General features: G+C 48.3%; 16 protein-coding genes and 3 pseudogenes. 10 read left to right on the top strand and 9 right to left on the bottom strand.

All coding sequences use genetic code 11. The annotated features are described in order from the left end of the window. Positions 1-79: 79 nt before the first annotated feature. The 8 genes and pseudogenes from IO95_RS16675 to metG form a co-directional block, all read right to left on the bottom strand. Complete coding sequence (locus IO95_RS16675; protein ID WP_023490059.1) at positions 80-1,777, bottom strand: NAD-dependent malic enzyme; 1,698 nt, start codon at positions 1,775-1,777, stop codon at positions 80-82. Positions 1,778-2,004: 227 nt separating this feature from the next. Beyond that, positions 2,005-2,148 (bottom strand): annotated as a pseudogene (locus IO95_RS26140) (cytidine deaminase); the annotation flags it as partial. Between the two features lie 98 nt (positions 2,149-2,246). Continuing rightward, the gene (locus IO95_RS16670) at positions 2,247-3,062 is read right to left on the bottom strand and encodes an FkbM family methyltransferase (RefSeq protein WP_023490060.1); all 816 of its coding nucleotides are present in this window, start codon (positions 3,060-3,062) and stop codon (positions 2,247-2,249) included. 662 nt (positions 3,063-3,724) lie between these two features. After that, a complete protein-coding gene (cdd, locus tag IO95_RS16665) occupies positions 3,725-4,609 on the bottom strand; it encodes a cytidine deaminase (protein WP_023490062.1) in 885 nt (294 codons plus the stop codon). A gap of 181 nt (positions 4,610-4,790) precedes the next feature. Beyond that, positions 4,791-5,486, bottom strand: coding sequence for a CidB/LrgB family autolysis modulator (locus IO95_RS16660; RefSeq protein WP_023490063.1), 696 nt, complete (start codon positions 5,484-5,486; stop codon positions 4,791-4,793). Continuing rightward, entirely contained in the window at positions 5,483-5,890 is a 408-nt protein-coding gene (locus IO95_RS16655) for a CidA/LrgA family protein (RefSeq protein ID WP_023490064.1), read from the bottom strand. The genes IO95_RS16660 and IO95_RS16655 overlap by 4 nt, the downstream gene beginning before the upstream one ends. Positions 5,891-5,956: 66 nt before the next feature. Then, positions 5,957-7,192, bottom strand: coding sequence for an MFS transporter (locus IO95_RS16650; protein ID WP_023490065.1), 1,236 nt, complete (start codon positions 7,190-7,192; stop codon positions 5,957-5,959). Between the two features lie 105 nt (positions 7,193-7,297). Continuing rightward, the gene (metG, locus tag IO95_RS16645) at positions 7,298-9,325 is read right to left on the bottom strand and encodes a methionine--tRNA ligase (protein WP_023490066.1); all 2,028 of its coding nucleotides are present in this window, start codon (positions 9,323-9,325) and stop codon (positions 7,298-7,300) included. Positions 9,326-9,489: 164 nt separating this feature from the next. Here metG and apbC point away from each other — a divergent pair, with 164 nt between their 5' ends. The 5 genes from apbC to dcuC all read left to right on the top strand — a co-directional run bounded on the left by apbC (position 9,490) and on the right by dcuC (position 15,527). Continuing rightward, positions 9,490-10,602, top strand: a complete 1,113-nt coding sequence (gene apbC / locus IO95_RS16640) for an iron-sulfur cluster carrier protein ApbC (protein WP_023490067.1) — start codon at positions 9,490-9,492, stop codon at positions 10,600-10,602. A gap of 84 nt (positions 10,603-10,686) precedes the next feature. Then, positions 10,687-11,328, top strand: coding sequence for a uridine kinase (gene udk, locus IO95_RS16635; RefSeq protein WP_023490068.1), 642 nt, complete (start codon positions 10,687-10,689; stop codon positions 11,326-11,328). Positions 11,329-11,465: 137 nt separating this feature from the next. Beyond that, positions 11,466-12,047, top strand: a complete 582-nt coding sequence (dcd, locus tag IO95_RS16630; RefSeq protein WP_023490069.1) for a dCTP deaminase — start codon at positions 11,466-11,468, stop codon at positions 12,045-12,047. Between the two features lie 51 nt (positions 12,048-12,098). Then, entirely contained in the window at positions 12,099-13,940 is a 1,842-nt protein-coding gene (gene asmA, locus IO95_RS16625; protein WP_023490070.1) for an outer membrane assembly protein AsmA, read from the top strand. A 231-nt stretch (positions 13,941-14,171) separates the two neighbouring features. Then, positions 14,172-15,527, top strand: a complete 1,356-nt coding sequence (dcuC, locus tag IO95_RS16620) for an anaerobic C4-dicarboxylate transporter DcuC (RefSeq protein WP_023490071.1) — start codon at positions 14,172-14,174, stop codon at positions 15,525-15,527. Between the two features lie 249 nt (positions 15,528-15,776). Here the strand turns inward: dcuC and tnpA are convergent, their stop codons facing one another. After that, positions 15,777-15,968 (bottom strand): IS200/IS605 family transposase, encoded by a 192-nt coding sequence (tnpA, locus tag IO95_RS26525; protein ID WP_072011691.1) that lies wholly within the window; start codon positions 15,966-15,968, stop codon positions 15,777-15,779. A 341-nt stretch (positions 15,969-16,309) separates the two neighbouring features. On the opposite strand from tnpA, the pseudogene IO95_RS16615 reads away from it, so the two are divergent. The 5 genes and pseudogenes from IO95_RS16615 to IO95_RS24275 form a co-directional block, all read left to right on the top strand. Further along, positions 16,310-16,525: pseudogene (locus tag IO95_RS16615) on the top strand (UTP--glucose-1-phosphate uridylyltransferase); the annotation flags it as partial. A 515-nt stretch (positions 16,526-17,040) separates the two neighbouring features. Next, positions 17,041-18,177 carry a polysaccharide export protein gene (locus IO95_RS16610; protein WP_023491721.1) on the top strand — a complete coding sequence of 379 codons (1,137 nt, stop codon included), beginning with the start codon at positions 17,041-17,043 and terminating at the stop codon, positions 18,175-18,177. A gap of 9 nt (positions 18,178-18,186) precedes the next feature. Further along, positions 18,187-18,621 carry a protein-tyrosine-phosphatase gene (locus tag IO95_RS16605; RefSeq protein WP_023491722.1) on the top strand — a complete coding sequence of 145 codons (435 nt, stop codon included), beginning with the start codon at positions 18,187-18,189 and terminating at the stop codon, positions 18,619-18,621. Positions 18,622-18,637: 16 nt separating this feature from the next. Beyond that, the gene (wzc, locus tag IO95_RS16600; RefSeq protein WP_037386187.1) at positions 18,638-20,815 is read left to right on the top strand and encodes a tyrosine-protein kinase Wzc; all 2,178 of its coding nucleotides are present in this window, start codon (positions 18,638-18,640) and stop codon (positions 20,813-20,815) included. Positions 20,816-21,075: 260 nt separating this feature from the next. Continuing rightward, a pseudogene (locus IO95_RS24275) lies at positions 21,076-21,346 on the top strand (sugar transferase); the annotation flags it as partial. Positions 21,347-21,498: the final 152 nt, after the last annotated feature.

The raw sequence follows: 21,498 nt of genomic DNA, 5'->3' as shown, positions 1-21,498 counted from the left end.
TTTTTCAGCAATCTTGGGTATCTCTCCGGGCAGAACCGATTGCCTGCCCAGAGATTCAGCGGATTGACTCCGCGACTAGTTAAAACGAAGTCCGCTTATAGTTGCGGTAGCGTGGGTGCCAATAGTTCTGTTCAATCGCATTGGTGAGGGCCTTTTCCGAGGTGACCATCGCGACGCCTTGTAGCTGGGCCGCTTTACCTACTGCTATGGCAATACACCGGGAGACCTGTTGAATATTTTCGATACTCGGCAGCAAGGCACCGTGGCCATCGGTTGCCAGTGGTGAACAACTGGCCAATGCGCGGCTGGCTGCCATCAGCATGGCATCGGTAACCCGTGTTGCCCCTGATGCCAGCACCCCAAGGCCGATCCCCGGGAAAATATAGGAGTTATTGCACTGGGCAATCGGGAATTGCTGCTCTTTATAGATAACTGGCGGGAATGGGCTACCGGTGGCTACCAGCGCCGCACCCTCTGTCCAGTTGATAATATCTTCCGGCCGGGCTTCCACGCGGGAGGTCGGGTTGGACAACGGCATCACGATTGGGCGTGGGCAATGCTGATGCATTTCACGGATAATTTCTTCGGTAAACAGCCCTGGCTGACCGGATACACCAATCAGAACGGTAGGTTTAGCATTACGTACCACTTCCAGCAATGAGATAGCATCGCTCTCAGTATGCCACCCAGCCAGATTTTCGCTTTTTTGTACCAGCTTGCTTTGGAAATCGAGCAAGTTTGGCAGCTTGTCAGTTAACAGACCAAAACGGTCCACCATAAAGACCCTGGCACGGGCTTCTTCTTCGCTCAGCCCTTCGGATTTCATCTGGGCGATGATTTGCTCGGCAATGCCACAACCGGCGGAACCAGCCCCGAGAAAGGTGACAGTCTGGTCGCGTAATTGGCTACCCGCAGCGCGACTGGCGGCAATTAAACTGCCCAGCGTGACGGCAGCTGTGCCTTGGATATCGTCGTTAAAGCAGCATAGCTGATCGCGGTAGCGGTTAAGCAGTGGTGTGGCATTGCTCTGGGCAAAGTCTTCAAACTGTAGCAACACATTCGGCCAACGGCGTTTAACCGCCTGGATAAACTCATCAACAAACGCATAATATTCGTCACCTGAAATACGCGGATGACGCCACCCCATATACAGCGGGTCGTTTAAACGTTGTGGATTATTGGTCCCCACATCCAGCACCACCGGTAAGGTATAAGCTGGGCTGATCCCTCCGCAAGCCGTATAGAGCGAGAGCTTACCGATCGGGATCCCCATACCGCCGATACCTTGATCACCCAAGCCAAGAATACGTTCGCCGTCGGTAACGACGATCACTTTGACATTTTGCTTGGTGGCGTTTTGCAACATATCATCGATATGTTCACGATTGGGATAAGAGATAAATAAGCCACGAGCTCGGCGGTAGATATCGGAAAAATGTTCGCAGGCTTCCCCTACCGTCGGGGTATAGATGATGGGCATCATCTCGCTTAAGTGGCTGTCCAATAACCGATAAAATAGGGTTTCGTTAGTGTCTTGAATATTACGTAGATAGATGTGTTTATCGTTGTCGTTGGTGAAATCCTGATATTGACGATAAGCGCGTTCCATCTGTTCTTCAATGGTCTCTACCGCTTCCGGCAGCAGGCCGTGCAGGTTGAATTGACTACGTTCCTCTTCAGTAAAGGCACTGCCTTTGTTTAACAGGGGAAATTCCAGCAGAATGGGGCCAGCATAGGGAATATAGAGGGGACGTTTGCTTTCGTGTTCAAGTTCCATCAACTTTGCTCTTCAACGTATCAGATAGTTTTTTTGGTGCTGATCAGGTATCCGAGGATAAACACCTAACGTCGGGCTACCTTCAGCGCTAATTGAGGGGCACAGCTTAAGAGATACGAAAAATATGTACAGCAATTGTTAGTAAAGAGTGGGTAAATTTGTGGGTAATAGTGACATTTATTCAACTTGCAGGTGGATATTCACCTGCAAGTTGCAAAGGGATGTCGCTAGAAAGTGATCCGCTCTACCTGCTGACAGCCTAATGATGCCAAGGTTGCCCGGGTTGCATCCCATTGTGTCAGTAGGGCATTTTGGCCTTCAACCAATACGGCTCGACGGATTTTCTGACAATCAGCGCCGGAGAGGTTCATCTCGAATTATTTTGCGTATAACTATAATTAATATCTATGCCCTTGAGGAGGAGAAGACCGGATAATGTGCGACGTCATCCCCATGAGCTAACCTGTACTTAAAGTCGACGAAGCTCTAACCCTTCCGCTGTGCGCTCGATTTCAAGGCGTTTATTACTTGGGTGTTGAGCGATACACAATTCACCAAACAATATGACTTCGTAACCTAAGTTTCTGGTCATTAAATTCATTAAACGGTTACGTTTGGCTATCATATCTTTCATGTAGTCTCCCCAAACCTCAAAGAGAATCGCTGGATGACCCGACTCGACTAACCATTTGCGAGCGCCTTTAAAGACTTCGAGCTCTAGTCCTTCAACATCTACTTTAACCAGATTTGCTTTGGGTAATGACAACGAATCGAGCGTCGATATCTTTACCTGTTCGTACTCTTCAATAGTTGAACTGAGGATATTTTGCTGCATGCGAATATTGGCATCCAGCGACAGTGCTCCTAGATTTTTCTCGGTTAAAATATCTAGTACAGGGACCTCAATCTCACCATCAACATCCCCAATGGCCATCTGGTAAGCAAAGCAGTTACTCAGATTGTTGTTTAATAAATTGGCGCAGAGTTGGTAGAACACCTGACGCTGTGGTTCAAAGGCGAATAATTTCCCTTTTTGAGCTAAGATACTCTTCCCCATAGGCACCGCGTAAGCGCCAATATTTGCCCCTATATCGACAATAACTGGCTTTTCAATACCCTCAATTAAGAGCTGTGATATTTGTAATGTGGCGGGCTCCCATATCTTCCCTTCACGGAGATGTTCATTAATCATGTCGGGGCCAGCAGTGAGCAGGAAGTTTACATCACCGACGCGATAGAATGAGAGTAGGGAATCTGTTTTTTCTTGATTTTGAATAGCATCCATAACTATGGCCTTTAAGGTCAACGTGAGCAAAGAACCTGCCCACGGTATATTATTTAACGGGTCGTCTGCTTGATCGCGGTTACGGTAGCATGAACGGTGGGTATTCTATACGTACCCAGCGATAGTCTTTTTCACGCTTAGTGACTTGGTCAATGGGGTGGCGAGTCAATGTGCATCGTCAACCTATAGCTGTTTTTACGCGATATCTGCAAAGGGTTTTAAGCGTCTGGTGACTGCTTGTTTGCGGTCGGAGCCGAACTCAAGTGGTATCTCAGATTTGATAAACGTTAGCGCACGATTATGCACTAGTTCTATCCAGAGTAAAATATGTTGACCTTCAGAGTTGAACAGATGTGCAGTATGGCTTGGCGTATGTATTGGTGTTGCAAGCACTTCTATGCTTGGGAGCAACGTAGAACTTGGAAAATATAACTTCAGACGACCTTGTGTTGTATAAGGAGCAATAGACGTTTGTGCCAAGGTAAACGTGACTTTAATCGCGCCCGGTGTCTTGCACATTTCTTCGTCGCTCGGCCAGTAGTCATTTTCGGTTTTGGAGACATACAGGGTCGCGTTTGGAAAAGTACCTTTCCCTGTTAGTTAAGGCCGTATACGTTGTTAAAAATGCAAGGGGTTGCCTGTAACCATTGCTAATGATGGTACTAGAAAGTGATCCGCTCTATCTGCTGACAGCCTAATGATGCCAAGGTTGCCCGGGTTGCATCCCATTGTGTCAGTAGAGCATTTTGGCCTTCAACCAATACGGCACGACGGATTTTTTGGCAATCAGCACCGGAGAGGTTCATCAGCACCAGTGCCGCCTGTAGCGGTGGCAAGCTAGGATTAAATGCGGCGTTTTCTGCATAGCGGCCGGCATAGATTGCGCCATCTTCACCCTCTAGGGCGACACCACTGTAGGCGGTGCTATAAGGAGCATGACAGCGGTTGGCGGCGTCCAGAGCAGCGTTGACCAGTGGGTCATTCAGTGCCAACTGGCAGCCATGATCAATCGGATCCATCAACAAATTGCTAATGGCAAGGTCGTTCGGCCCGAAAGAGTCCGGCAGGTAATCACCCAGTGTTGCAGCAGCCCGTGTTGGCAACTGGATTTGCAGTGCGCTACCACTGTTTAGCTCATTCATAAATTGCCGGCAATGACCGCAGGGCGTGTAGTTAACCGTGATAGCACTTAGTTTGCTCTCCCCGTGCAGCCAGGCATGGATGATGGCTGATTGCTCCGCATGCACCGTTTGCTGCAAAGGCGCGCCACTAAATTCCATATTGGCGCCAAAATAGAGATTGCCACTAATACCTTGGGCGATGGCCCCTACCTGGAAATGCGAAATGGGTGTTAATGAGTAGGCCGCAGCCAAAGGGAGCAGGGCAAATGCCAACGTGCTGCCATTTAACCCGCAAACTTGTTTGAGCGTCGCCACTTGGTCCGCCTTGAACATAGCTGAGAAATCTGCCGCATCAAGGTAAGGCAATATAGCTGATTGCAAAACAGACGGTAGTTGCTGATAGGCTGCATGGAAGCGCGGGTGCATAGCAAGTCTCTCTACAAGTTGACGAGGCAACATTTTAGGCAGCTTGCCAACAACAAAATGTGATGATTATCTTGTTTGTAATGAAATGAATGCAATGTAAATCGAAATTGCGAGAGCTGTCGCAAGTTTTGTCGTTAAGCAGACTGCCAGCAAGCGCTTAGCTTGCATGGCGACGGGTATATTAGCCAAATAGACGCAGCAGCACCGGGAATATAAAGGGGGCGGTCAACGAGGTGATGATCCCGCAGATAACCAATGCCAGTGAACTGAATGCCCCTTCCTGGTAGTCCATTTCCGCGCAGCGCGCAGTCCCTAATGCGTGCGAGGCGGTACCCATTACCAGACCGCGTGCAGATTTGGTATTGATTTTTAGCAGATTAAGCAGCGAGTGCCCCAAAACCGCACCGAACATACCAACAAATATCACACAGACTGCACTGATGGCCGGGATACCACCAATCGAGTCGGCGACCGCCATGGCAATCGGGGTCGTGACCGATTTAGGCAAGATTGAGGCGGCAATATCGGGTTTTGCTCCTAATAACAGGGCGATAGCTCCCCCGGTGATCATCGCGGTGATACTGCCGATAAAGCAGATGGTAATGATCGACTTCCAACGGGCACGGATTTGGTGGATCTGCTCATACAACGGAAAGGCGAGGGCAACCACCGCCGGTTGCAGCAGGTCATTGAGAATTTTGCTCCCTTGAAAATAGTCTGCATAGGGAATACCCGTCAGCAGTAAAAAGGGAATAATCACCACCATCGAAACCAACAACGGGTTGAGCAGGGATATCTTCAGCCATTGTGATAACTTACGTGCGGCGAAAAAAACCAACAATGTCAGTGGCAGAGACCACCAGATAGTGTGGATCATTTCTCTTCCCCCTGGTTTGGGGATTGCCCGCTAATCCTGCGCTCGCGGTGGAAATAGTGTGAGCTATAGCCGACAACCACAAACACCAGCAGGGTACTGACCAGGCAAGAGACCACTAATGGCAGCAGGTCGTCAACGATCTGATTGTAATATTTCATCACGCCGACACCGATGGGCACAAACAACAGCACCATATAACGGATAAACAAATGACAACCGGGCTTGAGCCAGTTGGCAGGGAGAACTTGCCAGGAAAGTAGGACAAACAACACCAGCATACCAATAATGCTGCCGGGAATGGCGATTGGTAACAGTGCTGCGATGGTATTACCGATAAATAGACAGAGGTAGATCAGCGCGATGGCTCTGATGTACTTCCAGCCCACAAGAAGAAGGTTGCCCATAGTATTTCCCAGCTAACGCGAAACATTCATCATACAATTAAAATGTGAGCTACACCACAATATGTACTAGGCGTTTTCTGATTGCACCGTACTGTGCCTGGCAAGGGGTTGCTGCTGTACCGCCAACCGATGGCCAAAAAAGAAAAACAGCAGGCTGAGTAACGCTGTGGCAATCAGCATCATAAACATCACTGCGGGTGAGCTATAGCTGAGCAAGAAACCGCACATTACCGGGTTGATGGCTCCGCCGAGATTACCGAGGCTTTGCACCCCATAGTAGCTGCCTTTCAAGTGGGCTGGGGCGATGAAATCAATGAACATATATTCCACCGGGATAACGATGATTTCCCCAAGGCTGAAAATCGCCATCGCCACTGCCCAAAACAGGATGGATTGCCCGGCCAGCCAAAAGCCGATCAACCCCAGCACAAAGAACAGCGTACCCAGCATTAGCCAGCGAAACATATTGTCTTGGCGCATACCACGGCTGAACAGATATTGCAGGGTGATAACGATACCGGCGTTGACGATCATCACCACGCCAATCACTTGATAGGCAAACTCCGCATTGGCAACCGTAATCAGATATTGCGACAGATAGCCGGCGAACTGACCGTATACCACCGCCCCCAAGGTGCCGCCAATGGTGAAGTAAATCAGCCGTTGGTCACCACGCAAAATAGCGATGGTCTGGCGGAAACTGGGTATGGTCAGCGGAGCACCGCTGATTTCTGCTGACGGAGGGGACTGATAGTATCTCAAACGCAAACTCAGTGTGATCACCACCAGTAACGCCAGGCCGCCAGACAAGTAAAAAGGCAACAACAGTCCATAACCGGCGACCATCATCCCCAGTGATGAGCCAATCGCCCAGCCCACATTGACTAGCGTGTAATTAAGTGAAAACGCTTTGATACGTTGCGTGACCGGTAGCCAACTGGCGAAACAGGCTTTGATAGCGATGCCGAGTATGGCATAAGCGGCGTGCAGAATGGCCATCACCATAATGACGCCAACTGAACCTGGCGCCCAGGGAATAGCAAAAAAGCTCAGGGAAAATAGCAGAATGGCCAACAGTATCAGGTGGTTTTTATTGAAACGATCTACCAGATAACCACCATAAAAACTGCTGATAATGCCAATACCCAGGCTGATACCCAGCACTGCACCTACGCTTTTCGGTAGCAAGTGGAAATGTTCGGTGAGGTAAATGGTGATAAAAGGAAGTGTAATACCACGGCCAATGGTCAGCACTAATGAACTGGCCAGTAAGAACTTAATTTGCGGGGGGAATCCTTTCATAAATCATCCTGTTTAAATGTACCTTTCACCATTCAACTTCAAGCGGCACATCAGCCATGGGCGCACACGCCGGTGCGCCCATCACTAGGGTAACAGGAATAAAGTTTACTTCACCTGCATACCTGGCTGCGCACCACTATCTGGGCTCAGTAAGAAGATCTCTTTATCGCCTGGGCCTGCGGCCATCACCATGCCTTCCGAAACACCAAAGCGCATTTTACGTGGTGCCAGGTTGGCCACCATGATCGTTAAACGGCCCACCAGTTGTGCTGGGTCTGGGTAGGCAGAACGGATACCAGAGAAAATCTGGCGTGATTCACCACCCAGATCAAGTTGCAATTTCAGCAGCTTGTCGGAACCCTCTACCAATTCGGCACTTTTGATCAGCGCAATACGCATATCTACTTTAGCGAAATCATCGAAGCTGATGGTTTCCTGAATCGGAGCGTCGGCCAACGGCCCAGTGACCACTTTGGGGGCTGCCATATCTTCTTTAGACGCATTAACCATATCATTAACTTTATCGAGGTCGATACGATTAAACAGTGCCTTGAAGGGATTAACCTGATGGCTCAGTAACGGTTGCTGGATACTGTCCCAGCTCAGTTCACAGTTAAGAAATGCTTCGGTCCGTTCAGTTAAGGCAGGCAGTACCGGTTTCAGGTAGCTCATCAGCACGCGGAACAGGTTGATCCCCATTGAGCAGATGGCTTGCAGGTCAGCATCGCGCCCTTCTTCTTTTGCCACAACCCAAGGTGCTTGCTCATCAACATAACGGTTGGCCAGATCTGCCAATGCCATAATTTCGCGGATGGCCCGGCTAGTTTCACGGCTGGCATAGGCTTGGGCAATACTTTCCGCCGCATCAACAAAGGTCTGATACAGCGCAGGATCCGCCAGATGGTCAGCCAATTGCCCGGCAAAACGTTTACTGATAAAGCCAGCGTTACGGGAAGCCAGATTGACCACTTTGTTGACGATATCGGTATTAACGCGTTGCACGAAGTCTTCCAGGCTTAGGTCGATATCGTCAATGCGCGAAGAGAGCTTGGCGGCGTAATAATAACGCAGGCAGTCCGCATCCAGGTGCTGCAGGTAGGTGCTGGCTTTGATAAAGGTGCCGCGTGATTTTGACATCTTGGCACCGTTCACCGTGACATAACCGTGAACAAACAGATTAGTTGGCTTGCGGAAGTTACTGCCTTCCAACATGGCTGGCCAGAACAGACTGTGGAAATAGACGATATCTTTACCGATAAAGTGATACAGCTCAGTGGTGGACTCTTTACGCCAGAATTCGTCAAAATCCAGGTCATCGCGTTTGTCACACAAGTTCTTGAACGAACCCATATAACCGATAGGGGCATCTAACCAGACGTAGAAATATTTACCGGAAGCATCCGGAATCTCGAAGCCGAAATAGGGTGCATCGCGGGAGATATCCCACTGCTGTAAACCCGATTCAAACCACTCCTGCATTTTATTGGCGACCTGCTCTTGTAATGCACCCGAACGAGTCCAGGCTTGCAGCATATCGCTGAACGCAGGCAGATCGAAAAAGAAGTGTTCGGAGTCACGCATGACCGGCGTAGCACCGGACACCACCGATTTGGGTTCGATCAGTTCCGCTGGGCTATAAGTAGCACCGCATACTTCGCAATTATCGCCGTATTGATCCGGCGCTTTACATTTAGGGCAGGTGCCTTTGACAAAACGATCCGGCAGGAACATGCCTTTTTCCGGGTCGTAAAGCTGTGAAATGACGCGCTGCTTGATATAACCGTTTTCTTTCAGACGGCGATAGATCAGGCTCGACAGTTCACGGTTCTCTTCGCTATGGGTGGAGTGATAATTTTCATAGCTGATGCCAAAACCAGCGAAGTCCTGCTGGTGCTCACGCTTCATTTCCGCAATCATCTCTTCCGGCTTGATCCCCATCTGCTGTGCTTTCAGCATGATTGGGGTGCCGTGCGCGTCATCCGCACAGATAAAATGAACCTCATGGCCGCGCATTCGTTGGTAACGCACCCAGATATCTGCCTGGATGTGCTCGAGCATGTGGCCGAGATGGATGGAACCATTTGCGTATGGTAGCGCGCACGTCACCAGTAATTTTTTCGCGACTTGAGCCATAGTGAGAACTTGCTTTCTGTAGTGAGTAATAAAAGGGTCTTTGATGTTACCTGATCATGCTGTCTGCTGCTAGGGTGGTTTCTTGCTGTTATATGCGCGAGTTGCTACTGAGTTCTGTTATGCTTGTCATCATGCTATCCATATAAAAAAATCAAGGAGCCGGGATGAACGCAAAATCTCCTGAGCAGAGCAATCCTGAAGTTCTGCGAGCCCTGGTGACCGGCGTATTGGCCACCTTTGAACACCCAACACTAAAAAACAACCTGACCACACTGAAAGCCATCCACCGTTGTGCGTTGCTGGACCATGTATTGCACATTGAGTTGACCATGCCTTTTGCCTGGCAGAGTGGTTTCGCCGCTTTGCAAGAAAGCGTTAGCGATGAACTGCTGCGCGTGACCGGTGCCAAGGCTATTGACTGGAAACTCAAGCATGATATTGCCACCTTAAAACGTGCCAACGAACAGGCAGGTATTAACGGCGTACGTAACATTATCGCGGTTAGTTCCGGTAAAGGTGGTGTCGGTAAATCCAGCACGGCGGTGAATCTGGCGTTGGCACTGGCGGCAGAGGGCAGCAAGGTGGGCATTCTTGATGCGGACATTTATGGCCCGTCGATCCCCAATATGCTGGGCACCGAGCACCAGCGGCCCACCTCGCCAGATGGCCAACATATGGCCCCGATTATGGCTCACGGCCTGGCAACCAACTCCATTGGTTATTTGGTGACTGACGATAATGCCATGGTTTGGCGTGGCCCAATGGCCAGCAAGGCACTGCTACAACTGTTGCAGGATACTATATGGCCTGACCTGGATTACCTGGTGTTGGATATGCCGCCGGGTACTGGGGATATTCAGTTGACGCTGTCACAGAACATCCCGGTGACCGCTGCATTAGTGGTGACCACACCGCAGGACATTGCTTTGTTGGATGCGGCAAAAGGCATCGTGATGTTTGAGAAAGTGCATGTGCCGGTGTTGGGTATTGTGGAGAACATGAGTGTGCATATCTGCAGCAACTGTGGCCACCATGAACCTATTTTTGGTACTGGCGGTGCCGATAAGCTGGTGAAGAAATATAACAGCACCCTGTTAGGGCAAATGCCGTTACATATTTCGCTGCGTGAAGATCTCGACCGTGGTCAACCGACGGTGGTCAGCCGCCCTGATAGCGAGTTTGCCGAGATTTACCGGCAATTGGCTGGGCGCGTTGCTGCACAGATGTACTGGCTAGGGGACACGATCCCCACGGAGATCGCTTTCCGCGCGCTGTAACTGTCTTTAAGACATCAAGCTGCAGTTCTGATGGCTGCAGCTTGTCTTGCCCCATTATCGACTATTAAATCAGGTTGTTAAGTTATGACTGACCAGTCACATCAGTGTGTCATTATTGGTATTGCGGGTGCATCGGCTTCGGGTAAAAGCCTGATCGCCAGTACCTTGTATCGTGAGTTGCGTGAACAAGTGGGTGATCAACATATCGGTGTGATCCCGGAAGACAGTTATTATAAAGACCAGACGCATCTGACCATGGAAGAACGGGTGAAAACTAACTATGACCACCCGAGTTCCATGGACCACAATTTGTTGTTTCAGCATCTACAAATGTTGAAAGCAGGTCAATCGATTGAATTACCGCTCTACAGCTACAACGAGTATACGCGCAAAAAAGAGACTATCCATCTGGAACCGAAAAGGGTGATTATTCTGGAAGGCATTCTGCTATTGACGGATAGCCGCTTACGCCAGGAAATGAGCTTTTCGATTTTTGTCGACACGCCATTAGATATCTGCCTGATGCGCCGTATGAGGCGTGATGTGAATGAGCGCGGGCGTTCGATGGAGTCCGTTATAGCGCAGTATCAAAAAACGGTTCGTCCGATGTTCCTGCAGTTTATTGAACCTTCCAAACAGTATGCCGATATCATCGTCCCGCGCGGGGGTAAAAACCGCATTGCAATTGATATCTTGAAGGCTAAAATCAGCCAGTTTTTTGAGTAACTGATTAAAAATTCAGTGATCTTTGGTGAAGTATTTACAAGCTGGCATAGACCTTTTACTGATTATATGGCAGTTTTTGTAGCCGATTACGCACCCATACCCAAACAAAATGAAGAGTATGGAATGGAGATAAAATAATGAGACTCTGCGACCGCGATATAGAAGCCTGGTTGGACAATGGCAAATTGGTAATTTCCCCACGCCCACCTATGGAGCGTATTAATGGGGCCACTGTAGATGTCCGTTTGGGCAACCAGTTTCGTGTATTTCGTGGCCATACCGCGGCATTTATCGATCTTAGCGGGCCAAAAGATGAAGTTAGCGAGGCACTTGATCGCGTCATGAGCGATGAGATTGTCCTGCCGGAGGGAGAAGCCTTTTTTCTGCACCCCGGTGAACTGGCCTTGGCCGTGACGCTGGAGTCGGTGACACTGCCAGACGATCTGGTGGGTTGGCTTGATGGCCGTTCTTCTTTGGCACGCCTGGGTTTGATGGTGCACGTAACGGCACACCGAATTGATCCCGGCTGGCAGGGCCGAATTGTGCTGGAGTTCTATAATTCAGGTAAGCTGCCGTTAGCATTGCGCCCAGGTATGCTGATTGGTGCACTGAGTTTTGAGCCGCTTTCCGGGCCTGCAGCACGCCCCTATAATCGTCGCCAGGATGCGAAATATAAAGATCAGCAAGGGGCAGTGGCCAGCCGTATTGATAAGGACTAACAGTGCAGAAATGCAGAAAGTAAGCCAGATTAGTATAGACAAGAGGTTGGTATGAGAAGATTGCTAACAACATTGGCCATTTTGCTGGTAGTACTGATAGCTGGGATGGCTGCATTGGTGCTGTTGGTGAATCCGAACGATTTTCGTGCCTATATGGTCAAGCAGGTTGAGCAGCGCAGTGGCTACCATTTGACGCTGGAAGGTGACCTGCGTTGGCATGTTTGGCCGCAATTAAGCATTCTTGCCGGGCGGATGACGGTGACCGCGCCCGGTGCTGCGCTACCGCTGGTCAGTGCTGACAATATGCGCCTGGATGTCCGCTTGCTACCGCTTCTTTCTCATCAGCTTGATATCAAACAGGTGATGCTTAAAAATGCAGTGTTCCGGTTGACCGCTGATAGTGAAAAGCAGAACCAGCCCAATGCGCCAGTTGCCCCCGGTGCAAATCAATTGGATGAAATCAGTGAATCACTGTGGAAGTTTGAAATTGATAATCTGCAGATTGTCGATAGCTTGCTGATTTGGCAGCGAGTCAACAATGAGCAGATTAATGTTCGTGACATTAATTTAAACTTGCAACGCACTGGGCAGCATCAGGCAAAAATGGATCTTTCCAGCCGGGTGAATCGTGACCAGCGTGATTTGGCCTTTACCTTGGCTGCAGATATTGATTTGTTGCAGTACCCCCAGCAGATTACTGCCAAGGTTAGCCAGTTCAACTACCAGTTGGAGGGGGCAGATATTCCCACTGCAGGGATCCAGGGGCAGGGTAGCGTACAAGCGGTTTATCACCAGCCTACACAGCAGTGGGTGCTTAGCCAATTGTTGCTCAGCGCCAATGATAGCCAACTGACTGGTGATGCCAGTGCTCAGTTTGGGCCGATACCAGCCTATAAATTAAACCTCAGCGCGGCGCAACTGAATATGGATGCACTTTCCGGTTGGCGGACTGCGGTTTCTGATAACACGGCGCCGCAACAAGCGGTGGCCGCCGCACCAGTTATCGCCAATCAGATAGATGGGCCGCAACAGAGTCTGCGGGCATTACGCAATTTCAAGGCACAAATTAACCTGCAGGTGGATCAGGTTACTTACCGTGGAATGAACATCACTCAATTGGTGGCGGACGCCAACAATCAGCAGGGGTTACTGACAGTAAACGTGCTGTCTGGCAAGTTGGCGGCGGGGGATTTTGCCCTGCCAGGTTCGTTAGATGCTCGAACAAACCGGCCATTGATCAAAGTCCAGCCGGTATTGCGGCAAATTGAGTTAGGTGATTTGCTTAAAGCGTTTGATATGCCTTTGGCATTAACTGGCGCATTCAGCATGCAAGGTAATTTAAGTGGAGACCAATTAAACGCTGCTTCTTTCGAGCATAACTGGCAAGGCACCGCAGAGTTGAGTTTGCAGAATGCCCAACTGAAACAATTTAATATTCAGCAGTTGATCCAGCAAGCAGTAGCACGTAATGACAACAGTGTACGTGGGCAAGACAACTACCAACGGCATACCGAAATCAAACAGATGACGGCCAAAGGCAGTTTGAGTAAAGGAACACTGACACTCAGTACGCTGAGCGCAGAATCGCCATTGCTCAGCTTGACTGGGGAGGGCCGGCTGGATATAGCCGGTCGGCAGTGTGACATCATGATGAATGTGTTGGTAAAAGAGGGGTGGCAAGGTAATAACGCCCTGATCGCCCAACTGATTAAAACACCTATCCCACTACGTGTTTATGGCCCGTGGCAACAGCTCAATTACCAGATACAGCTCGATCAACTGCTGCGTAAAACGTTGCAGGATCGTGCCAAAGAGGCACTGAATAAATGGACGGAAAAAAATAAATCCAATCAGACAGGCCGTGATGTGAACAAGCTGTTGGATAAGCTGTAATCGTTGTTATTTAGACTTATCGCCATGCAAGTTGCAGACAGACTGCAACTTGCATGGGCACAACTTTGCCTAAGCTGAAACTGTTACTCCTGCCATAAATTTTAATTTTTTCCTGATGACGCCGCGTGCGACCTTGATTGATGTCATAATATCTTATGCAGACTTTCGGCAAGGTATGGCGTTATTGGGCAGAAAAGCATTGAACTTAAATAAATAATAAGCAGAGGAATTATGATCGAACTTCTAATCGGTGCTCTGGTGGCCGTGGGCGTAGGCCGATATATTATCAAAGGGTACTCAGCGACAGGGGTATTGCTGGTTGGCGGATTACTGCTGTTGGCAGTGAGCGCCATTATGGGCAAAAGCGTATTACCTGCCAGCGCCACGTCAACTGGCTGGCGAGTTACCGATGTCTTTGAATACGTTAAAATCCTGCTGATGAGTCGCGGTGGCGACCTCGGCATGATGATTATGATGCTATGCGGTTTTGCTGCCTATATGTCACACATTGGTGCCAATGATGTGGTGGTCAAGCTGGCGTCACGCCCATTGCAGATGATCAACTCCCCCTATTTACTGATGATTGCTGCTTATTTTGTGGCTTGCCTGATGTCATTAGCGGTGTCTTCAGCCACCGGGTTGGGGGTGCTGTTAATGGCGACCCTGTTCCCACTGATGGTGAATGTGGGCATCAGCCGTGGCGCGGCAGCAGCCATCTGCGCCTCACCAGCGGCAATTATCCTTTCCCCGACTTCGGGTGACGTGGTACTGGCGGCCAAAGCGGCGGAAATGCCGTTGGTGGATTTCGCATTTAAAACCACACTGCCCATTTCCATTGCGGCCATTATCTGCATGGCGATTGCTCATTTCTTTTGGCAACGTTATCTGGATAAGAGAAGTAATGAAGAGCACCACATCATGGACGTGAGTGAAATCACCACCCATGCGCCTAGTTTTTACGCCATTTTGCCGTTTACGCCGATCATTGGGGTGTTGGTGTTTGACGGTAAATGGGGGCCTTCACTGCATATTATTACCATACTGGTGATCTGCATGTTCCTGGCGGCGGTGATTGAATTTATCCGCACCTTCAATGGCAAAACGGTGTTTACCGGGCTGGAAGTGGCTTACCGTGGCATGGCAGATGCCTTTACCAGCGTGGTGATGTTGTTGGTTGCGGCTGGGGTTTTCGCGCAAGGGCTAAGCACCGTGGGCTTTATCAGTGCCCTGATTAACACTGCACAGTCGTTTGGCACCGGCGGCATCATTATGATGTTGGTATTGGTGGTGATTACCATGCTAGCAGCCATGATGACCGGTTCCGGTAATGCGCCGTTCTATGCCTTTGTGGAGTTGATTCCAAAACTGGCAACACAGATGGGCGTCAACCCGGCTTATTTGGTGATCCCGATGCTGCAAGCTTCTAACTTGGGGCGCACAATTTCACCGGTTTCTGGTGTGGTAGTAGCGGTTTCCGGGATGGCGAAAATATCCCCATTCGAAGTGGTAAAACGCACTTCAGTACCGGTAATTGTGGGTCTGATTGTGGTGGTAGTGGCGACTGAGCTATTGGTGCCAGTGCAGTAAGTTTTTTACCTAACCTGAGGGAGAGTATTATCAAACATAGCGGGTCAGCAGACAAGACCACTATTATTGAGGTGAGCACAGTAGTTGACGCCATTGAACGAAACGCCCGCGCAATCCTGCTCCTTTAGGGTTGGGTCAAGCTGGAGGTAAATTGGTTTTGGTCAAGGCCTTAGACCGCTGCACGGCCTGTTCGCTCGGCGGGGCGTTTTGCTCCTCGATATACTGCTTTATCACTTCCAACGTAGCGCCTCAGCACGACACCACGCAATAACTGGGCGACCAAAAATGGTTGCCCCATAGCATCGTCTTGATCCGCTCCCAGAACTCTCGGCGCAGCATGTATGAGGACTTCCCTTTTAGCTTGCCAACCAGATTGGAGACCGAAACCTTCGGGTGGAACGCCACCATCAAATGGATATGGTTATGCTCGCCGCCAAACATATATGTCTGTAGCAGCCGGCCGTGATGCTTGGCTCCAAAATTCGCTATTAGTATTATTCTGAAAAAGCATTTAATGCCTATTTAAGGCTTGTTTTACTAGAATGATAGTATAATATTATTTGGGGTTCTCTTTTTAGCAATAAAATGCGGGTTTATTACAGCTTTTGCGACTTGTCTTTCGTAAAATCCCGAACGGACCCCTGGTTAATCTGCATTAGTGGTGATTGCCATAATACTTCCGGTTCAAACATTGTGTACAGTGCATTGGTAGCTGAAAGCCAAGGGCGGTAGCGTGCCTGAAGTGCTTTAACACAGTGGTAATCTATTGATTAAAAATATGAGTGCGGCAGGGGCAAGCTAAAGGACTTGGTCATTCGATGCTATGTGCCAAACTGATGGTTGGCGATCACCCTTTTATTGTGTTGCTGCAGGATGTATTGCTGTACGACACGACTGCCGAGCTGAGTAAAGAAAACCTGACCAGGATGATCCAGCGTTTTGTGTGGACTGGTTTCAGCAAGATTATGGTGGAGCCGGTGCCGGAAGAAGACGTATCAAATTGCGTGCCTCTGTGACCGATGGTTTATGGCAGCCAACCTGGGGCAAAGCCTTCCGTAAATGGGCCGAGCTCTTTAGCAATTTTTGCTGCAATCAAAATAAATAATCTTTATAGTTATGGTCCTGCGCAAAATGATCTGCGGCCCTTTGACGTACCAAAATAACCCGCATATGATTACAGCCATAGTGCAAGCGGCAATACATTTCGACTTTGACAATAGTATATTTGCATGCTCAGTCTTAACGTTTGCTCTATGAGTGTGTTTATATTCAAAATAATTTGAGTTGCATCTAGGCGCTGAGGCTGAGAGCCAGCAGAAGCAAGGTCCACTATGTAACAGGTGCGAGCGTATACAGCCAACACCCAGGCGACTTGAAATATAACGAATATAAAGGTGTGGAGATAACGGCATACCTACCCCAAAATAAAATTTGTTAAGCATGTTACTAGGCGACCATGGTCGGCCAGTTGCTTAGCGTTAAAGATTGACTACATTGGAAGTGATAAAACTCGATGGCAAAGAAACAATGGAAACTGATACCACTACTGGTATCGTTCGCTGCGATCAGCGGTTGTACTATCGTTCCTGGAACCAACCTTTCCACCAGCGGCAAAAACGTTATCCGCCAAGACGACAGCGATTTTAACCTTAACCGACTGGTGAATATCTACCCTATGACGCCGGGCCTGGTTGAAAAATTGCGACCAAAACCGGTAGTAGCACAGAACAACCCCGAACTTGAACTGGCCTTGCAGAAGTATGAATACCGCATTGGGGTGGGTGATGTGCTGATGGTTACGGTTTGGGACCACCCTGAGCTGACCACCCCTGCAGGCCAATACCGCAGCGCCAGTGACACCGGTAACTGGGTTAATGCCGATGGCACCATCTTTTATCCGTATATTGGCAAAGTGTCCGTCGTTGGCAAAACGGCAAGCCAGGTACGTAATGATATTGCTGACCGTTTGGCGCAGTATATCGAAAGCCCGCAGGTGGACGTGAGTATTGCAGCTTTCCGTTCACAAAAAGCCTATATAACTGGTGAGGTTGCCAAATCTGGCCAGCAGCCAATCACTAACGTGCCGCTAACCGTTATGGATGCTATTAATAATGCCGGCGGCCTTGCTGAAAATGCAGACTGGCGTAACGTGGTGCTCACACACGATGGCAAAGAGCAGCGTATTTCTTTGCAGGCGTTATTGCAAAAAGGCGACTTGAAGCAAAACCGCCTGCTTTACCCAGGTGATATTCTCTACATTCCGCGTAACGACGATCTAAAAGTGTTCGTGATGGGTGAAGTTAAAAAACAAGCGACCTTGAAAATGGACCGCAGCGGTATGACGTTAACTGAAGCCCTAGGAAATGCAGACGGTATAGACCAGTTAGTCGCTGATGCAACGGGAATATTTGTGATTCGCCCTCTACGTGGCAGCGAGGGAAGCAAGCTGGCCAGCATCTATCAGCTAAATGCCTCTGACGCAACGGCATTAGTGATGGGAACCGAGTTCCAATTAGAGCCTTATGATATTGTGTATGTTACCACCGCGCCTGTTACGCGTTGGAACCGTGTAGTTAGCCAGCTAGTACCTACAATTTCAGGGTTTAATGAACTTACTGAAGGTATCTTACGTATAAGAAACTGGCCTTAGGATTTTATGATGTTTAGCTCGATACTCGTTGTCTGTATTGGCAATATATGCCGCTCCCCAACTGGGGAGCGCCTGTTGCAGCGGGCACTGCCTGATAAGAAAATTGACTCTGCCGGGCTCAGCGCCTTGGTGGGTAAACCGGCGGATGCCAGTGCAATCGAGGTGGCAAATCAGCATGGGCTATCTCTTATTGGGCATCAGGGTAAACAGTTAACCGCAGCCATGTGCCGGCAGTATGATCTGATCCTTGTGATGGAAAAGAAACATATAGAGGCTGTGTGCCGGTTAGCACCGGAGGTAAGGGGCAAAACCATGCTTTTTGGTCACTGGTTGGCGCAAAGTGAAATTAGTGATCCTTACCGCAAGAGTCGTGAAGCCTTTGAGTTTGTCTACCATCTACTCAATGATTCTGCCCAAAAATGGGTGCAAGCATTAAGCCGTTAATCAGTCAGGATTACTAATGTCAGAAAAATACAAAGTCAATAATTCCAGTAATGACAGGTCAGATGAGATTGATCTAGGGCGTTTGATCGGGGAGTTAATTGATAGCCGTTGGCTAATTATGGCGGTTACGACAGCATTCTTGATCTTGGGGATCTTATACTCTTTGTTTGCCACCCCGATTTACCGTGCTGATGCATTGATTCAGGTGGAACAAAATAGTGGTAACTCTTTACTTAACAACATTAGCCAGGTGTTACCCGATAGTCAGCCCGATTCAGCACCACAAATCGAATTACTTAAATCAAGAATGATTTTAGGTAAAACAATCGAGGATTTGGCGCTCACTACCATCGTTGAACAGCAATATTTCCCAATTTTTGGTAAGGGTTTCGCCCGTCTAACCAAACAGGTGCCTGGCAACCTAGTGATTTCGAAGTTTGCGTTACCTTCTTCCTGGAGTGATGAACCGGTTGTTACTCTCAGGGTCGGTACGGATAATAGTTACATCATTTCAAGAGATGGTGAGCATTATGCCAATGGTAAGGTTGGTAATTTGCTGGAAAAAGACGGATTCTCCATATTGATTAGTGATATTCAGGCTGCTCCAGGCACTGAATTTAAAATCACTAAAATCAATGAATTGGACGCGATCACTAAATTACTCGACAATTATGAGGTTGCGGATAAAGGTAAAAATACTGGAGTGCTGGGGTTAGGTTTGACCGGAGCCGATCCAGTATTGATAAAAAATATCCTGAATACTATCAGCAACAACTATCTGGCACAGAACGTAGCAAGAAAATCGGCAGAAGATGAGAAGAGTCTGGATTTTTTAAAGATTCAATTACCGAAAGTGCGCAGTGAACTGGATGCTGCAGAAAGTAAGCTCAATCAATACCGGCAACAGAAAGATTCGGTGGATCTTTCGTTGGAAGCAAAATCCGTTTTGGACTCGATTGTAGCAGTGGATACTCAACTTAATGAGTTAACCTTTAAAGAAGCTGAGATCTCCAAGCTTTACACCAAGGAACACCCTTCCTACCGAGCGTTGCTAGAAAAACGTAAAATCCTGGAAACAGAGCGTGACAAATTCAATAAGCGCGTTAATGCGATGCCAAAAACGCAGCAGGAGATATTACGCTTAAGTCGTGATGTGCAGTCAGGGCAGCAAGTGTATATGCAGTTGTTGAATAAAGAACAAGAGCTGAGTATTTCCAAGGCCAGCACCATAGGTAATGTGCGCATTATCGATCAGGCGGTGACACAAATAAAGCCGATACAACCTAAAAGGCTGATTGTGATTTTACTCAGTATGGTGCTGGGAGCCATGTTATCCATCGGTTATGTATTATTGCGTTCATTCTTACATCGCGGCATTGAAAACCCAGAGCAGTTGGAAGATTTAGGGATTAATGTCTACGCCAGTATTCCGCTGTCAGAGTGGCAACAAAAGAAAGATATCGAGTTTCAATCTAAAAATAGGGCCAAAGGTAAAAAAGCAAATACTGACTCTAACTCACTGTTGTCGTTACATAATCCGACAGATTTGGCGATTGAAGCAATTCGCAGCCTGCGTACCAGCCTGCACTTCGCGATGATTGAAGCCAAAAATAATATAATAATGATCTCTGGTGCTAGTCCTGGCATCGGTAAAACATTTGTTAGTGCCAACTTGGCTGCAGTGGTCGCCCAGGCAGGCCTGAAAGTGTTGTTTATCGACGGCGATATGCGTAAGGGATACGTACACCAACTGCTTGGTCTGGAGGGAGGGAAGGGGCTTTCTGATCTACTCTCCGGCAAAGTTAGCATTGCTTCTGTTATTCAACAGACCACCCAGCCCGGGCTGGATTTTATCGCCCGTGGGACAATACCACCGAATCCGTCTGAATTATTGATGCATAAACATTTTTCGGAAATAATCAATGAGGCATCAGGAAATTATGACCTGGTGTTGGTGGATACTCCGCCGATTCTCGCTGTTACTGATGCGGCGATTATAGGTAAACTTGCCGGTGCTGCATTACTGGTGGCGCGCTTTGAAATAAATACCCCAAAAGAAGTTGAAGTCAGTATTAGACGTTTTGAACAGAATGGCGTCGAAATCAAAGGGGTGATTTTAAATGGGGTTATTAGGAAAGCCACCAACTATTATAGCTATGGCTATGACCATTATGATTATAGTTATAAGTCCTGATATTAAGGACCTAGTGCGATAGGTTCTATGCCCAAAATAATTCAAGATTCGATTTTTCAATGACAGGGCTCAATATGCCTTTAAAACATATTGAGGATATTGATTTTTCATTTGCTATACACTAAATAATTCGAGTTGCTTGTAGGCGGCCAGGCCAGGCCAGGGCTGGCCGGGAGTCGCAGGAGCATAGATAACTATGTGACTGGTGCGAGCGGATGCAGCCAACACCCAAGCAGCTTGAAGTCTGACGAGTATATTTCTCAATCGTTGGACCTAGACCACATACAGTGGCTCATAATGAGCAGTACAGGAAGATGATTAAAGGGAATATGCTTCGTCATAAAATGAAGCCAGGAATAACTGGATGGGCGCAAGCAAATGGTTGGCGTGGTGAAACAGATACACTCGATAAAATGGAAAAAGAGTTGAATATGATCTCTTACACATAAAAAATTGGAACGTATGGTTTGCTCTAAAGATAATCACTTTGACTATTTTAAAAAATTTATAAATAAAGCTGGATACTGGTAGATTATAAAGTGCTTAACATGTAGCCAGTGGGGGGTATAATTCTGCTTACTTATGGATGGTAAGCCTGAGAATATATCTGAGTATTAAGTAACTATTTGATGAGCAGGACTGGCCAATGCCTAAGTAATTCAAGAAATAATGGGTATACACCA

The sequence above is a fragment of the Serratia sp. DD3 genome, assembly GCF_000496755.2.
Note: the sequence above shows the minus strand (reverse complement) of the source record. Positions and strands in the feature narration are given on the sequence as shown.

Coding starts and splice junctions, on each gene's coding strand:
- IO95_RS16655 (WP_023490064.1), bottom strand. CDS start 5,890: ATGGGCAACCTTCTTCTTGTGGGCTGGAAGTACATCAGAGCCATCGCG.
- wzc (WP_037386187.1), top strand. CDS start 18,638: ATGTCAGAAAAATACAAAGTCAATAATTCCAGTAATGACAGGTCAGAT.
- dcd (WP_023490069.1), top strand. CDS start 11,466: ATGAGACTCTGCGACCGCGATATAGAAGCCTGGTTGGACAATGGCAAA.
- IO95_RS16660 (WP_023490063.1), bottom strand. CDS start 5,486: ATGATCCACACTATCTGGTGGTCTCTGCCACTGACATTGTTGGTTTTT.
- udk (WP_023490068.1), top strand. CDS start 10,687: ATGACTGACCAGTCACATCAGTGTGTCATTATTGGTATTGCGGGTGCA.
- apbC (WP_023490067.1), top strand. CDS start 9,490: ATGAACGCAAAATCTCCTGAGCAGAGCAATCCTGAAGTTCTGCGAGCC.
- metG (WP_023490066.1), bottom strand. CDS start 9,325: ATGGCTCAAGTCGCGAAAAAATTACTGGTGACGTGCGCGCTACCATAC.
- tnpA (WP_072011691.1), bottom strand. CDS start 15,968: ATGTTTGGCGGCGAGCATAACCATATCCATTTGATGGTGGCGTTCCAC.
- asmA (WP_023490070.1), top strand. CDS start 12,099: ATGAGAAGATTGCTAACAACATTGGCCATTTTGCTGGTAGTACTGATA.
- IO95_RS16670 (WP_023490060.1), bottom strand. CDS start 3,062: ATGGATGCTATTCAAAATCAAGAAAAAACAGATTCCCTACTCTCATTC.
- IO95_RS16605 (WP_023491722.1), top strand. CDS start 18,187: ATGTTTAGCTCGATACTCGTTGTCTGTATTGGCAATATATGCCGCTCC.
- IO95_RS16610 (WP_023491721.1), top strand. CDS start 17,041: ATGGCAAAGAAACAATGGAAACTGATACCACTACTGGTATCGTTCGCT.
- dcuC (WP_023490071.1), top strand. CDS start 14,172: ATGATCGAACTTCTAATCGGTGCTCTGGTGGCCGTGGGCGTAGGCCGA.
- cdd (WP_023490062.1), bottom strand. CDS start 4,609: ATGCACCCGCGCTTCCATGCAGCCTATCAGCAACTACCGTCTGTTTTG.
- IO95_RS16675 (WP_023490059.1), bottom strand. CDS start 1,777: ATGGAACTTGAACACGAAAGCAAACGTCCCCTCTATATTCCCTATGCT.
- IO95_RS16650 (WP_023490065.1), bottom strand. CDS start 7,192: ATGAAAGGATTCCCCCCGCAAATTAAGTTCTTACTGGCCAGTTCATTA.